This window comes from Dyella humi (genome assembly GCF_044904605.1).
In the GTDB taxonomy this organism is placed as follows: Bacteria; Pseudomonadota; Gammaproteobacteria; order Xanthomonadales; family Rhodanobacteraceae; genus Dyella_B; species Dyella_B humi.
The window spans coordinates 1,645,133-1,659,424 of the sequence record NZ_JADIKI010000023.1 but is presented as its reverse complement, the minus strand read 5'-3'; the positions used below and the strand labels follow the sequence as shown (position 1 = coordinate 1,659,424).

Here is a 14,292-nt window from a genome sequence, read left to right as displayed (position 1 = left end):
AGCAGCAGGCACATTGCGCATAGAAGAATGAAGTACCGCATTGTCGTTGAGCCCCTATCCGGATGATGCAAAATGGTCAAAGTCCCGCTTTCACGCTGAAAAGCAGATGCCCGTCGTGCGCCCTGGTCTGCACGCCGTCTCTCAGCGGGTAGGCGTATTCGAGATCGCCGTTCAAGACATGGAACACGGTGAACGACGTGCCGACGCCGGTGCTGAGCAAGGTGAAGCGTCCGCGCTGTTCGGCCAGCGGATCGATCAGCATCAGGCGCGCACTGTCGACGAACACATGGAAGCGCCAGTCGTTGGCGAACGATCCCAACCACGCATGGATGGACGGCGTACGCAGCTCCACCGAGGCGATGGCGCCGTTGTCGGCGGTGTCTTCCGCCGACAGATAGCCGCGCACGGTGCTCATGCCGCCGGCCGCGAACTGTTCGCTGGAAATCAGTGGCTGATCGCTGGCTTGCGCGCTGGCGCGCGTCGCCACGGCGAAGTCGCCGGCAAAGCTGCGCACGTAGCCGAAATCCAGGTGCAGGTCGGCGAAGTTGTCGCGCGCGTTGTAGCGCTGGTTGTCGAACGCCTGGTTGCTGCTGCCTACGCCGCGCCAGCCGAAGTTGCCGGTGAGCGTGAAGTTGGTGGTGGATTTGTCGCCGGTGCGCTGGCCGGTGTAGGACGCCGACAGCGGGTAATACGTGAGTGGCGCCTGTAGCGTCTGGCCACCCAATGTGATGTTCTGCTCGAAATGCTTACGGCTGATGCCGAACGACACCATCTGCGTGTAATCGCCGCCGAGCACAGGCAGTTGTTTCGTCGCCTGCAGGCTGACAGCGTTGCCTTTGCCGAGCACGGTGGTACCGCCCAGCGTGTTGGCATTGCTGTTGGATTTGTACGCGGAACCGAGCAGGCTCCAGTCGGTGTTCAAGGGTGCAAGATACGAAAGCGCATACACTTCCGTCGCATGCCGATCCGCCGGCGCGACAATATAAGTGGCCGAGATGGTATGCCCTAGTTGCCACAAGTTGTCGTAGCGAACATTGGCGATAGTGCGCAGGTCCGGCGTGTAGGCGCTGTGGTCGTTGTTCACTTCCACGCTGCCGTGCAGCGGATAGGTGTCGTCCACCTTGAGCGTGACGTCCATCGTCTGCGGCATGCTGCCCGGGCTCAGCAGTGGCACGACCTGCCGTCCTGGTTGGCGATTGAGATCGGTCAGTTCCTTTTGCACCTGATTGAAATTGGGCACGCTGCCTTGCGTGAGTGACGGCACCGCGTCGCGAATGGCCTGTGGCGAGTGGTATTTCGCGCCTTCCACGCGCACGCGGCCGATGCTGTTTTCGGTGACCTGCAGCAGGACAACGCCGTTTTTCACCTGCTGCGGTGGTATCTCCACCACTACCGACTGATAGCCCTTGGATTGATAGAGCTTTTGCAAGGCATCGCGTGCGGCGTGCACGTCGTTCATGCTGCGGCCGGGGCCCAGGTACGGATCCATCGAGCCTTCGATGTCCACTGGCTGCAGCAGCGTATTGCCGCGCACCAGGTATTCGTTCACCTGAAAGCTGGAGGGCGCCTGCGACGGTGCGGGTGCGGGTGCGGCTTGATTCTGTGCCTGCACGGCGAGCGGCATGGCAAGCACCAGGCCGATCAGTGCCGCCAGCGGGCGCCTCAGGCGCACCGGAGTGCCCTCTCCTTGCCGCATGCTCATTCGCCGCCTCGCGCTTGCGTCGATAACCCGGCTTTCCGTGGTCGATATGTCCCCTGTCGACCCGGCGACACTACCGTGCCGCATATAACCGAATCACGACAGCGGCGTGTCGGCTCCACAACACGCGCCGCTTGCATGCTTTCCGCCCCCCTGCCACGTCCTTGTGGCACTCGCGTTCCTTGCAGTCGATGTCTCTTTTGCCTGATCACGCAATGCGTATCCCGATCACGACGGCTTTTGGCCGTCCATTTGCAAGAGTCAAAAAGTCCCCGCACGCGAACGCCTGGCGCCGCGCGTGACGCAAAAATCCAGAAAGGGCGTCCTTGCCCGTCCACGACATCCCTGCCCGTTTAGACCGGCCTCTCACTTCGCGACTGAACCATGTCACGAAAATTTCATGTATCTGGCGTAGACAGGGGTTTCGGACATGCAAGTGTCATGTGTCTGGACACACGACATCGCGCACTTTCAGCTTCCTCTCTCTTCTAGGGAGAGGTTGGATGAGGGGTATCGCTCACGGAAAAAGTTTTCGAATGCGAGGGTCGATGCTTTGAAGATTTGCGTGAGGAAACAAAAGTCTTCGCAAGATTTACCCCTCGCTTCAGCCTCGTCCCCGGAGGAGAGGGAGTAAAGCAGTTGGCACGCGATTCACTGTCATATTGCCGGCATAGTCTTCAATGCTTGTCCAAGGAGGCCATTCAACGTGTGGCGCTTTCGTAACAACGGGTTTTGACGGGTTCGTATTCCGGTTTGCATGTGCGGTTTTATGTTTGATGCTGCCTTGGCCATCTTCTGCGGGACCGGTTTTCGCGCCGTACCAGGCGACTTCGCCTATGGACACGCAAATCGGCTACTCCCGCACCGACGACACCATCGCGTTCGACATATCACCGCAGCCGCTGCTGGCGGCCTTGCGAACGTATAGCGAGATCACCGGACAGGCGGTGCTCGTGGATAACACGCTGGCGGCGGGAAAGAACTCGCCCGGCGTGCACGGGAATTACGACAAGACCGAGGCGTTACGGCAGTTGCTTGCAGGAACCGGGCTGGTCGCCAGCTATTCCAGCGACCAAGCCTTCACGCTGAAGCTCGCCGAGCCGGGCAAAGCCGCCGACAAGGCGGCGCCCGAAAGATCTGAAAGCCTTGGGGTTGAGGGAATCGAAACCGTGATCGAACGCTACGCCGGAAAGATCCAGAAACCCATCGAGGCTGCACTGTGCCAGTTTGACGAAACCCGCCCGGGCACGTATCGCCTCGCCTTGCAGCTATGGATCGGCCAATCGGGGCGCGTCGAACGAACGAAGCTGTTGAGCCCCAGCAACCCGCGGCGCGATGAACAAGTGCATCGCGCCTTGGACGAACTGGTGCTCGATCCGCCGCCGCCTGGCATGCCGCAGCCGATCACTTTGCTGCTATTGCCCGGGCATAAAGCGGAAATGTCGGCTTGTGCCACCGCTCCCCTGTTGCTGCACTGAGGCTCCCGGCAATGGAAACGACGTCATTGCCGTTGCTTCGCCTGTTCATGGAGCGCCGTCACGAACTGCGCCGGCGCCTGAAAAACCGCTTGGGCTCGGACGAACTCGCCAACGATGCCTTGCAGGAAACCTACCTGCGCATCGAACGCATGGGAAACAGTTCGTGCGTGTCGAGCAATCCGGCGGGCTATCTGTTCCGCATGGCCATCAACGCCGCGACGGATCAGCGCCAGGCCGATGCACGCTACCTCACCGGCAGCGAAGTGGACGACCTGCTGAACTTCGGCGCGGATACGCTGGATCCAGCCAGGGTCGTGCATGCCCAGTTGGAAGTACAGGTGCTGGAACAGGCTTTGGGCGAACTGACCGAACGGCAGCGCGCGATCCTGATAGCGGCCCGCGTCAATGACGTGCCCCAGGAGGACATCGCCGGCCGTTTCGGCATTTCTGTGCGCATGGTGGGCAAGGAATTGAAGAAGGCGCTCGAACATTGTGGCAAGCGTCTCGATCGCAAAGTCATCCAGCGGTTCGGTCCCGGTGCGGGAAAAGAGTCTTAAGGGGTATGCGTATTCCCGATCACATGGCCCATCGTCGTGCCGCGCTGCACAAAGAAGCGCAGCGGTGGTTGCTGCGCCTGACTTCGGGCACAGCCACTCCGCATGACGCGCGCGCCTTCGAGCACTGGTGCGGACAGAGCCCTGCGCACGTAGAGGCGTTCGCCGAAACGCGCCGCATGTGGGAAAGCCTCGGGCCCGCCGCGCAAGCATTCATGGCCGGCGAACGGACGCGTGCCGCCGCGCAATCCAACCGCGATACCACTATGCGCATGAGCCGGCGCGCCTTTCTCGGCGCGGCCGTTACCGCCGCCGTGGCGGTGGCCGTGGTCCATCCGCCGCTGCAATTGTGGCCGTCGCTATCGGACATGGCAGCCGACTACCGCACGGCGACCGGTGAACAGCGCGAGGTGGATCTAGGCCAAGGTGTCATGGTGCAGATGAATACGCAGACCACGATAAACCTGCGCAAGGCGCAAGGCCGGGTGACCGGTATCGAGCTGTTGAGCGGTGAAATACAGGTGAAGTCCACCGCTGCTGCCGACGGCCCGGTCAGCGTGTTCGCGGGCGGCGGTCGCGTCGACGTCGGTGTGATGGGCAAATGCAACGTGCGGTGCGAGGATGCCGGCGTGCAGGTGACGGGTCTCGACGGCGCGACCACCCTGCGTTATCAAGGTCAGACTGCAGTACTCAAGACGGCGCAGCGTGCTGATTACGGCAACGGCCGTGTCGGCGAAGTGACGCTCGCGGATATCGAAGTCACGATGGCGTGGCGGCGTCGCGTGTTGATTTTCGATGGCCAGCCACTGGCCGACGTGGTGCGTGAAATCAACCGCTATCGCCCGGGCAAGATCATTCTGGCCAATGATGGTCTAGCGGAACGCAAGGTGCAGGCGCGGTTCTCGCTCAATCAACTGGCCGATGTGGCGGCGCTGATCCAGGATGCCTACGGCGCGAAAGTAACGTCGTTGCCCGGTGGAATCGTGATACTGAGTTGAGCGGCGCTCACTGATCGCTGGAGCGGATGAAGGACAACCCTTTCGGTGTGAGCTGCAGCGTTACGCCACGCTCGGCTTCGTCGTACTGCTGTACCAAGCCCATCTCGAGCAGACGAGAGGTAACGTGCTCGGGCACGGCTGTTGCGCGACCTTCCGCGACGCATTCCAATCCAGCCACTTCGTACTTTTCGAGTTGCACCGACACGTTCACGGATACCTGCTCCAAATGTCTTGATTGCACGTCAAGCTTGCACTGGCATGTGTGACAAATTCCTGCTGGGTATGTCAACCCGTTGCGTTGGGTGCGGGCCGATTCGCTGATGCCTTCCCGATCCTAGGGCCGGAAAACTACCGATTTGCATACGCCCCCGTTTTGCGTCACATTCGGCCGACGCTGGGTGGGGTAGGTACGAATCCGGGGATGAAGAACAAGCGGGAGAGTGCGTCGATGGGGCCGATGCCGGATGTCCCGGTCATCGACGTGCATGCCAATACGCATGGTTTCGAAACGTTCCTGCGCAGCCAGTTTCGTGGCCTGCTGCAGTTTCTGCGCGCGCGAACGGCTTCCGAGCAGGACGCCGAGGATGCTGCGCAGGAAAGCATGACCAAGCTGATGCGCTATCGCGAATCGGAGCCGCCTTCGGCCTGGAAACAGCTGCTATACCGTATCGCGGTGAACGTGGCGCACGACCAGTACCGCGTCGCGCTTAGCCATCACAGCAAGGACCACGTCGCGCTAGATAGCCTGGAAATCGCCACCGGCGAGCACACGCCGGAACAACGCGCGCTCTACGATCAACAGGTGGCGCGCCTGTCCCGGGCGATCATGGAACTGCCGCCCAAGTGCCAGCGTGTCTACCTGCTCAAGCGCGTACACGGCTTGAGTCATGCGCAGATCGCCCAACGCTGCGGCATCTCGGTGAAGATGGTCGAAAAACACCTTGCCACCGCGCTTAGTCAGCTGCGGCGCAAGGTAGGCGATTCATCGACGGAAACGTTGTAATGGGCATGGACAGGGAAAATGCAAACGGTGGGACGCGACCCGGCTCGCAGGATGAGGCGGAGCAGTGGTTCGCGCGCCTGCTCGACGCAAACTGTCCACCCGAGGAACGCGCCGCGTTCGAGCGCTGGCGCAATGCCGATCCGAACCATGCGGCGGCCTATCGCGAGCTGGAGCTGATCTGGAAACGCAGCGAGGCGGCGGTGAGAGATCCTGCGATCGCCGCCGCCGCACAGCGCGCCTTGCGTGGTGAGCCGGCAGCGCCGCGGCGCTGGTTGTTCCCGGCATTGGCGGCCGGCTTGGCCCTACTCGTAGCCGTGGTCGCCCTGCCCCGATGGCTTGCAACGCCCGCCGATCCCGTCGGTAGCGCGTATGCGACGAGGGCCGGTCAGCAACGCACGGTGCAACTCGCGGACGGCTCGTCCGTACTGCTGGATACAGACACCGAAATGGTCATTCGCTACAGCTCGCACACGCGCCGCGTAGATCTGTTGCATGGACAGGCGCAATTCGCCGTGCAGGGTAATCACGCATGGCCATTCGTGGTGTACGCCGGCAACGGAACGGTAACCGCTGTTGGCACGGAGTTTCAGGTGCGCGTCAATGAAAGCGCCACGGACGTGGCGCTGCTGAAGGGCAAGTTGGCGATCGCCACGCAATCGCCAGACGGCGCGCCACAAAGCGCATCGTTGACGAGCGGACAAAGCCTGAGCTTCGACCAGACTGGGCGCATCACACCAGTGCAGCCGATCGATCTGCAACAAACGCAGGGCTGGACGCAAGGCAAGCTGTTCGTGCACGACTGGCGCCTGCCACAACTGCTGGCCGAGATGAATCGCTACAACAGCGCGAAAATCGGGATCGGCGATTCGTCGCTGCAGAACATCCGCATCAGCGGTGTCTTCCGTACGAATGATCAGCAAACGTTCTTGCAGATGCTGCAGCAAGGCTGGGCGATTCGCGCCAGGCGCGTGAGCGACAAGCAGATTGTGCTGTCGCGCTGACACGCCGCTTCGTGACCTTGTGGTCGTCATTCCCGCTTTCCCGGGAATGACGTCCATGAGAGAAACAGCTTTCGCGAAAATAACGAAACGAGATTTATCTCGTTCCAATTCGCATATGACGTTTCTTACGTTGCAATCGACAACGTTTCCTAACACCTGCCAGGTAGGGTTGTCCTCACTGCACCCGTCTTATTCTTCGGCGACGCTAACGCGGACTGCGTAGAGGGATCGAGGGGACGCAGCCGTCGGAAGGACTTACTTCAGCGGCGCCGGCATCGCTGTGAATCGATGTGCCGCACGCGCGGCCATAACTAACGTATGGGGCTTGCGAGCCGCATCGGCTTCGTTCGCCCTGAAAATTTGAGGGAGTTCATACATGTCGAAACATTCTGGGCTTTTGGGGATTCGTCCATTGCTTTTGCCGGCGGCGTTAACGCTGGCGTTGATGTCGATATCGGCGCACGCAGCCGACACACGCGTGGCCACGCGCACGCACGCCGGCATCCAAGACAACGGCGGCAAGTTTTCCACGTTGGTGATGACGGGGCACCCTTCGATCGATGCCGCGCAGATCGCGCCGCTGGAACAGAGCAAGCCGCTGCATGTGGAAGTCAGCCTTAATCTGCGCAACGTCGATCAGCTGCAGAGTTTTCTCGCCGCCGTCAATCAGCCCGGCGACGCGAACTATCACCACTTCCTGACACCTACGCAGTTCAAGGCGCAATACGCGCCTACCGATGCTCAAGTGCAGGCTGTGGTGGCGCATCTGAAGGCATCGGGCTTCAGCAACATCAAGGTCGCACCGAACAACTTGCTGATATCGGCGAACGGCACAGCAGCCGGCGCGAATGCGGCATTCGGCGCCAACATGAAAACTTTCCGCTTCAAGGGTGAGCAGCATTTCGCCAACGGCGCCGACCTGACGGTGCCGCAATCGTTGGGCAGCGTGGTGGATGGAGTGCTCGGCTTGCAGGATTACGCGAAGCCGCACGTGATGTCGCATCGCATCGGCAACGATGCGGTGAAGACGCAGGCCGCCAGTGGCGTGGTCGGCCACAATCCCACCGATTTTCCGAAGATTTACGATGCCGGCAGCACACCGACCGCTTCCAACACCGTGGTCGGCATCATCACCTGGGGCGACATGACCCAGACCGTCAGCGATCTGAACACCTTCACCAAGAACGCAGGCCTGGCGACGGTGAACACGGCTACCGTGGCGGGCGGCAGCGGCACGCTGGCTAGCGACGGCGATCCGTCGGAATGGGATCTGGACAGCCAGGACATCGTCGCGATGTCCGGCGGCGTGAAGCAGCTCATCTTCTACGCGGCGATCAACGGCGACAGCCAGGACAGCCAGTTGACCGATGCGAACATCACTGCCGCGTACAACAAGGCGGTGACCGACAATGTGGCCAAGGTGATCAACGTTTCGCTGGGCGAAGACGAAACGGCGGCGAATAATTCCGGCACGCAGGCGGCGGACGACAAGGTGTTCGCGCAGGCGGTTGCGCAAGGACAGACCTTTTCCATCGCAGCGGGCGACGCGGGCGTGTATCAATGGTCGAGCGACCCCACCGAAGGCGCGCCCGGCTATATCGCCAATTCCAGTGGAACGGTGCAGATCGACCTCAGCCATTACGGTGTGAGCGAACCGGCCACGTCGCCAAACGTGGTGGCGGTAGGCGGTACGACGCTGAGCACCAGCGGCACCACCACCTGGACGGGTGAAACGGTGTGGAACGAAGGCCTTGCCGCCGTCGATCCGAACAACAACGACAACAATGAACGCCTGTGGGCCACCGGCGGTGGCGTCAGCCTGTTCGAAAGTGCTCCTTCATGGCAGACCTCCGCACTGGGCTCGTCGGTAACCAAGCGCCAGCTTCCGGATGTGGCGTTCGATGCTGCCTCCAGCTCCGGCGCGCTGATCGTGATCAACGGCCAGGCCAACCAGCAGGTCGGCGGCACCAGTCTGGCTTCGCCGTTGTTCGTCGGCCTGTGGGCACGTATCGAATCGGCCAACAACAACTCGCTGGGTTTGCCGACGCAGAACATGTACACCTACTTTTCGAAGGACGCCACGCCGCTGCATGACGTGACCTCGGGCAATAACGGTTACAACGGCTATGGCTATAACGCCGCCGCCGGTTACGACAACACCACCGGCTGGGGCAGCCTCGACATCGCCAAATTCAATACCTACGTCACCAAGTATTGGGGCGGCTCCAGCGGTGGCGGCACCACGGGCAAGCCGGCGGCGAACTTCACCGACACGGTGAACGCGCTCACGGTGAGCTTCAGCAACAGCTCCACCGATACCGGCGGCACGATCAGTTCGTACGCGTGGAACTTCGGTGACAACAGCAGCTCCACCTCGGCCAGCCCCAGCCACACTTACGCGGCTGCTGGCACGTATACCGTCACGCTCACCGTCACGGACAACACTGGTGCCACCAGCACCAAGTCCGCGTCTGTCACCGTGAGCAGCAGCAGTGGCGGCACGAGCCACGTGTTCAGCAACACCAAACAGGTGGTGATCAACGACAACGCCACCATCACCAGCAGCATCGCGGTGAGCGGGTTGTCGGGTAACGCGTCGACGACGCTGAAGGTGCACGCCAGCGTCACGCACAACTGGTCGGGCGACCTGACCATCGAGCTGATCGCCCCGAACGGCGCCTACGCCGTGCTGCAAAACCCGGACTACGGCAATGACGGCAACATCAACACCACTTGGACGGTGAATGCCTCGTCGGTGCCGGCCAATGGCACGTGGAAGCTCAAGGTCATCGACAACGACCCGCAGTACTACGGGGACTACGGCACACTCAATAGTTGGAACCTGACGTTCTGAAACGGTTTTCGGCGCGCAGGGAGGCGTGCCATGGAATGCGGCCTAAGAGCCTGCCCGCACGATGCGGGCAGGCTCTTAGGTTATGAACATTTGACAGCACGCCTGCCCTTCCTTGCCCTATTATCGAATCACCTGCCGCAGAGCGGGCGAAGCATATTTCCTTCGCGGGAATGGGACGGGGAGGCACAAGAGCGGAATGCACCGACGTTGTGGGGGACGGACGCCGCGGATTCGCATGCCGCGCATCCTGGGCGACGCCGGAAGACCGGCATCCCTGCTTCGCTGCATCATCGCGTGCGTGCGTCTTCTGCTGTGTATAGCCGTTGCAGCATGGGCGGCGCTCCCTGCACTGGCCGCCGAATCGGCCGCCACGGCGCAAAACTACTCGGTGGTGGCCGGCGAGCTGCGCAACGCGTTGGACTCACTCGCCACGCAAGGCGATATCCAGATCGTGTATGACCCCGCGTTGGTTGCCGGCAAACGCACGAACGGTGTGTCCGGACGCTTTACCGCTGCCGAAGCGTTGAAACAGCTGCTGGCTGGCACAGACCTGAACTGGAAAACCATCAACGCGGCCACGTTCGTACTGGAGCCGGCGCCGGTTTTTCATCCGCCGCCAAGCAAGACGATCGACAACGCCGTCGACGACAAGCCCCGAACGCTTAACGCCGTGACCGTCAGCGGCTCGTTGATCGACAACGCCAACATCCAGACCGCCACGCCAACCTACACCATCACTGCCTCGGACATCCGCACGCGCGGCTTCAACAACCTGGCCGAGGTGCTGCAGAACTCGGTGCTCGCGACCGGTTCGGTGCAAGGACCGCAAGCAGCACGCACGTTCACGCAGGGCGCCCAACCGGTGAGCCTGTTCGGCCTGGGACCACAGTTGACCCTGATACTGCTCGACGGCAAGCCGGTGGCCAATTTCGGCCGGTTGTACAACGGCACCATCAATTTCACCAGCGTGGCGAATTTTCCGCTGGCCATGATCGATCATATCGACGTGATGCCGGGCGGCGCGTCATCGATCTACGGCTCGCAAGCGATCGGCGGTGTGATCAATATCGTCACCCGCACGCACATGCAAGGCGGCGAGGTGTCGGTACGCACGGGAGGTTATGTGGGCGGCGCCGGAGCCAACCAGCGCATCAGCGGCGTGTATGGCCGAGATGTCGGTAAATGGCAACTGCTGATGGCGGCCGAGTTCGACAACGCATCGCCGATCTGGGGCTATCAACGCGAACTGACAGCACATGACACGCCCCCTGCCGTACAGGCTGGGATTCTCGATTACGGTACGGCCAGCAGCTTCACCGGCAACCCCCTGACCTATCTCTCGCCACTGCACGGCTGCGCCAACCAGCTTTTCGGCGGCAGTACGACGCTAGTTGCAAGCCATGCGCCACCCGGCTTGTATTGCGGTTCACCCAATCTGGATGGCTATACCACGTACAGCAACCAACTGCGCAATCTGGACGGTATGCTGAAATTGGCCTATCGGCTCACCGATCAGGTACGGCTGTATGGCGATGCGATGGTGAACTCGCAACAGCAACGCTGGTTTTCCGGTGTTTCCAGCTGGTTTCCCGATGACCTGCCGCATGGCCTGATCGAAGATGCAAGCACCGGCCACTATCTTTATCTTGAGCGCTTTTTCGCGCCCGAGGAAATGCCCGGCGGCGCGGCCGGCCAGATGGATCAACAGAACGATCTACTGTACCAGGCCGATATCGGCGCTAACGGCCGCTGGGGCGATTCGGGCTGGAACTGGGATATTTACTACCTGCGCAGCGGCGATCGCACCAAGGTGACTGAGGACTTGTTGATCAAGCCGAAGGTTGACGCATTCTTCAATACCATCCTCGGCCCGGTGGTCAGCGTGGATCCGCACACCGGCGTGAAAATGTACAACCCCGCTTATTCAGCCTTCTTCCAGGCAATCACACCGGCGCAGTATGCAAGCTTCTCGCAGAGCGTCGACGAGCCCAGCAACACCTGGATCAACGATACGCGCGCAACGCTCAGCAACGCCTCGCTGTTTGCCCTTCCCGGCGGCGATGCAGGATTTGCTGCGCTGATCGAAGGCGGCAGCGAAGCCTGGCACGAGCCGGTGAATCCGCTTTTCACACAGAACGATATCTTCGAACACGCGGCCACGGGCGGCGGCGGACGCAGATTCCATGCGGCATCGGCCTTTGAACTGAATCTACCGCTGCTGAAGATGCTTACGCTGGATCTGTCGGGCCGTTACGACTATTACGCGCTCGACGAAGGCAGCGACAATCGCAAATTCACTTACAAGATCGGCCTGGAATACCGTCCGCTGAATACGCTGCTGATACGCGGCAATTACACCACTTCATTCAAGGCACCCGATCTTTCGTCGATCTTCTTAGGCCCCACCGACTACTACACTCTCATCACCGATTACTACCAGTGCGCGCAGGCACATAGCAGTGCTTGCGGCACGGATTATCAATACAGCGTCCAGGGCACCACGCGAGCCAATCCGCACCTGCAACCGACCTCGGCACAGAGCTGGGACTTCGGCACGGTGTGGTCGCCCATCGACCAAGTCGAGCTCAGCCTCGATTACCTGCACATCGCGATTCAGAATGAGGTGGTGCAGCAGGATATCCCGCTACTGATGCAAACCGACGCCCAATGCCTGCTCGGCCAGCGCGATCCCAACTCGTCCGAGTGCCGTGGAGCGACCAGCCAGGTCATGCGTGCGGGCAGCGGAGGACCGGTGACCGGCATCACCACCTATTACGCCAATCTCTCCAACGAGGTGACCAAATCCATCATGGGCAGCGCGCGCTATCGCTTCGCGCTGTTTAATTTGGGCACACTCGATCTTCGGCTCGATTACAACGACATGCTCAAACATGACTATCAGATCGCGCCCGGCCAGCCGCCGATCAACAACCTTGCCAACGCGCAGTACAGCACCGAGTTCAAGAGCATCGCCAACGGCAGCATTACCTGGACCAGCCCCGGCGGACACTGGACAGGCACGCTGTATGGACATCGCTACGGACCTTCGCCTAACTTCCTCGCCACCAACAATGGCATCGGCTATCCCGGCGCGGGCCGCCTGCCACCGTGGATCACCTTCAACGCCAGCGCCACCTATCGGCCCACGCGCAGGCTTGCGGTGTCCCTGCTGATCAACAACATCGCCAACAAGATGCCGCCACGCGACGCAAGCTACGTGCTCTATCCCTATTTCAACAACGAGAACTACACCATTTACGGACGGGAAATCATGTTGCAGGCGGACGTGCGTCTACACGACGGGCACTAAGCGACGCAGCAGGTCACATTTTTCAGTTCACATTCGTGAAATCGCGAAGCTGCCATCGAAAGCCAGCCGTTTTGATGCGTGAAAATCCGAGTGCTGCATGTGGAAGCAGTCACACTTCTCCCCTCCAACAGCCTGTAATAACCGACTATTGGCACCCTTGGGACAGCGTTGAGTGCTTGGCACATCCTGTGCATCCGACCCAGTGCCAACGACGTACGGCGGTTATCGAGGGGAGTGAGCCGTACGCCCATTGGCAGGGCTCCTGCGTCTGATCCGTTCGGGCGCTCGAAGTGACCGCTTCCCCTTCGAACGAGTGAATGACCATGTTCTGGTATGCGTACCGCAGCTATGTCGCGGTTGGTGGACTACTGCTGACCCTTTTTCTCTACGCGATGCTGCTGACTGCGCACGGCATGGAGCGGCCGCAATTCGTGCTTGATCAGGCGAGCGCTAGCGTCCAGCACGTCAACAGTCGTCCCTGGCGCACGGCAAGTGATTTCCTGGCGGGACGTAAGTACATGGTGCTGACGTTCGACGACGGCCCGTATGGCTACGGCCTGGATGAACAGATCCTCGATATCCTGCGCAAACATCATGCACGTGCCGTGTTCTTTCTCGTATGCAGCCACATCAACGAGGCCAATCGCGATGTGCTCGGCAAGTTCGAACGCGCAGGCAACCTGATTGGCAACCACAGCTACGATCATCTGAAGCTGGACACGCTTGCGCAACCGGAACTCGAGCAACAGATTGGCGGATGCAGCAAACGCCTGGCGGAGCTGACCGGCCGACATCCTTATTACTTCCGCGCGCCCTTCGGCGCCACGTCACCGCTCGTCGCCAAGGTGGCGCAGTCGTACGGGATGAAGCAGATGCTGTGGAACGCCAACAGCCAGGACAGCTGGGTGACCAAACCCGAGCAGATTCTGCAGTGGAGCACCGAGCAGCCGGAGGATCAGTCCATCCTGCTGTTGCATGAAAGGCCAACCACGGTCGCTGTGCTCGACCAGATGCTTACGCAGCTGGAACAACGCGGCTTCCAGTTCGTGCTGCCGGATCAGCTTTCCGACAGCAGCGAGATCAACTAACGCGGCATCCGCTATGAGCAATTACGTAGGCTGGGATGACAATCCCAGCATCAGCAAGCCGTAAGAATGCTGGGATTGTCATCCCAGCCTATGGGGTGAACTCAGCGCGGCACGCGCAGCGATGACTCGCGCAATGCTGCGTCATGCAGCACCTCGTCATGGGCGGCCACGTCCGCCATTTCCTGCGAACCGTGATGCGGGACGTGCATGCTGCCGGACGAACCGGCGGTGTCGGATGTACCTGCTTTGTCGATGGTGGTATCCGCGGCCGGCTTCGTCGTCATGTTCAGCGCTCTAGGTAACTGTC

11 protein-coding genes are annotated in these 14,292 nt (G+C 60.9%); 8 read left to right on the top strand and 3 right to left on the bottom strand.

What is annotated here, in order from left to right:
* Window positions 1-76: 76 nt before the first annotated feature.
* The gene (locus tag ISP18_RS18610; protein ID WP_380015650.1) at window positions 77-1,702 is read right to left on the bottom strand and encodes a ShlB/FhaC/HecB family hemolysin secretion/activation protein; all 1,626 of its coding nucleotides are present in this window, start codon (window positions 1,700-1,702) and stop codon (window positions 77-79) included.
* 833 nt (window positions 1,703-2,535) lie between these two features.
* Between ISP18_RS18610 and ISP18_RS18605 the strand changes: the two genes are divergently transcribed.
* From ISP18_RS18605 to ISP18_RS18595, 3 genes are read left to right on the top strand one after another with little or no spacing between them, the layout of a single operon-like run.
* Window positions 2,536-3,177, top strand: coding sequence for an STN domain-containing protein (locus ISP18_RS18605; RefSeq protein ID WP_380015647.1), 642 nt, complete (start codon window positions 2,536-2,538; stop codon window positions 3,175-3,177).
* Window positions 3,178-3,188: 11 nt separating this feature from the next.
* Window positions 3,189-3,734, top strand: coding sequence for an RNA polymerase sigma factor (locus tag ISP18_RS18600; RefSeq protein ID WP_380015644.1), 546 nt, complete (start codon window positions 3,189-3,191; stop codon window positions 3,732-3,734).
* 5 nt (window positions 3,735-3,739) lie between these two features.
* Complete coding sequence (locus tag ISP18_RS18595; protein WP_380015641.1) at window positions 3,740-4,729, top strand: FecR family protein; 990 nt, start codon at window positions 3,740-3,742, stop codon at window positions 4,727-4,729.
* A gap of 7 nt (window positions 4,730-4,736) precedes the next feature.
* On the opposite strand, the gene ISP18_RS18590 is transcribed toward ISP18_RS18595, so the two are convergent.
* Window positions 4,737-4,970: a hypothetical protein gene (locus ISP18_RS18590; protein WP_380015638.1), complete on the bottom strand. Its 234-nt coding sequence runs from the start codon at window positions 4,968-4,970 to the stop codon at window positions 4,737-4,739.
* Between the two features lie 180 nt (window positions 4,971-5,150).
* Here ISP18_RS18590 and ISP18_RS18585 point away from each other — a divergent pair, with 180 nt between their 5' ends.
* From ISP18_RS18585 to ISP18_RS18565, 5 genes are all read left to right on the top strand, one after another.
* On the top strand, window positions 5,151-5,732 hold the full coding sequence (locus tag ISP18_RS18585; RefSeq protein WP_380015635.1) for an RNA polymerase sigma factor: 582 nt from the start codon (window positions 5,151-5,153) through the stop codon (window positions 5,730-5,732).
* A 5-nt stretch (window positions 5,733-5,737) separates the two neighbouring features.
* A complete protein-coding gene (locus ISP18_RS18580) occupies window positions 5,738-6,733 on the top strand; it encodes a FecR family protein (protein ID WP_380015632.1) in 996 nt (331 codons plus the stop codon).
* A gap of 376 nt (window positions 6,734-7,109) precedes the next feature.
* A complete protein-coding gene (locus ISP18_RS18575) occupies window positions 7,110-9,587 on the top strand; it encodes a protease pro-enzyme activation domain-containing protein (RefSeq protein ID WP_380015629.1) in 2,478 nt (825 codons plus the stop codon).
* Between the two features lie 235 nt (window positions 9,588-9,822).
* Window positions 9,823-12,897 carry a TonB-dependent receptor domain-containing protein gene (locus tag ISP18_RS18570; RefSeq protein ID WP_380015626.1) on the top strand — a complete coding sequence of 1,025 codons (3,075 nt, stop codon included), beginning with the start codon at window positions 9,823-9,825 and terminating at the stop codon, window positions 12,895-12,897.
* 317 nt (window positions 12,898-13,214) lie between these two features.
* Window positions 13,215-13,985 (top strand): polysaccharide deacetylase family protein, encoded by a 771-nt coding sequence (locus ISP18_RS18565; protein WP_380015623.1) that lies wholly within the window; start codon window positions 13,215-13,217, stop codon window positions 13,983-13,985.
* A gap of 101 nt (window positions 13,986-14,086) precedes the next feature.
* Here ISP18_RS18565 and ISP18_RS18560 read toward each other — a convergent pair whose 3' ends face one another.
* Window positions 14,087-14,269, bottom strand: coding sequence for a hypothetical protein (locus tag ISP18_RS18560; protein WP_380015620.1), 183 nt, complete (start codon window positions 14,267-14,269; stop codon window positions 14,087-14,089).
* Window positions 14,270-14,292 lie beyond the last annotated feature (23 nt).

What these genes read in the sequence shown, in the direction of transcription:
- ISP18_RS18575 (WP_380015629.1), top strand. Translation starts at nt 7,110, where the DNA reads ATGTCGAAACATTCTGGGCTTTTGGGGATTCGTCCATTGCTTTTGCCG.
- ISP18_RS18580 (WP_380015632.1), top strand. Translation starts at nt 5,738, where the DNA reads ATGGACAGGGAAAATGCAAACGGTGGGACGCGACCCGGCTCGCAGGAT.
- ISP18_RS18565 (WP_380015623.1), top strand. Translation starts at nt 13,215, where the DNA reads ATGACCATGTTCTGGTATGCGTACCGCAGCTATGTCGCGGTTGGTGGA.
- ISP18_RS18610 (WP_380015650.1), bottom strand. Translation starts at nt 1,702, where the DNA reads ATGAGCATGCGGCAAGGAGAGGGCACTCCGGTGCGCCTGAGGCGCCCG.
- ISP18_RS18595 (WP_380015641.1), top strand. Translation starts at nt 3,740, where the DNA reads ATGCGTATTCCCGATCACATGGCCCATCGTCGTGCCGCGCTGCACAAA.
- ISP18_RS18605 (WP_380015647.1), top strand. Translation starts at nt 2,536, where the DNA reads ATGGACACGCAAATCGGCTACTCCCGCACCGACGACACCATCGCGTTC.
- ISP18_RS18585 (WP_380015635.1), top strand. Translation starts at nt 5,151, where the DNA reads ATGAAGAACAAGCGGGAGAGTGCGTCGATGGGGCCGATGCCGGATGTC.
- ISP18_RS18560 (WP_380015620.1), bottom strand. Translation starts at nt 14,269, where the DNA reads ATGACGACGAAGCCGGCCGCGGATACCACCATCGACAAAGCAGGTACA.
- ISP18_RS18600 (WP_380015644.1), top strand. Translation starts at nt 3,189, where the DNA reads ATGGAAACGACGTCATTGCCGTTGCTTCGCCTGTTCATGGAGCGCCGT.
- ISP18_RS18570 (WP_380015626.1), top strand. Translation starts at nt 9,823, where the DNA reads ATGCCGCGCATCCTGGGCGACGCCGGAAGACCGGCATCCCTGCTTCGC.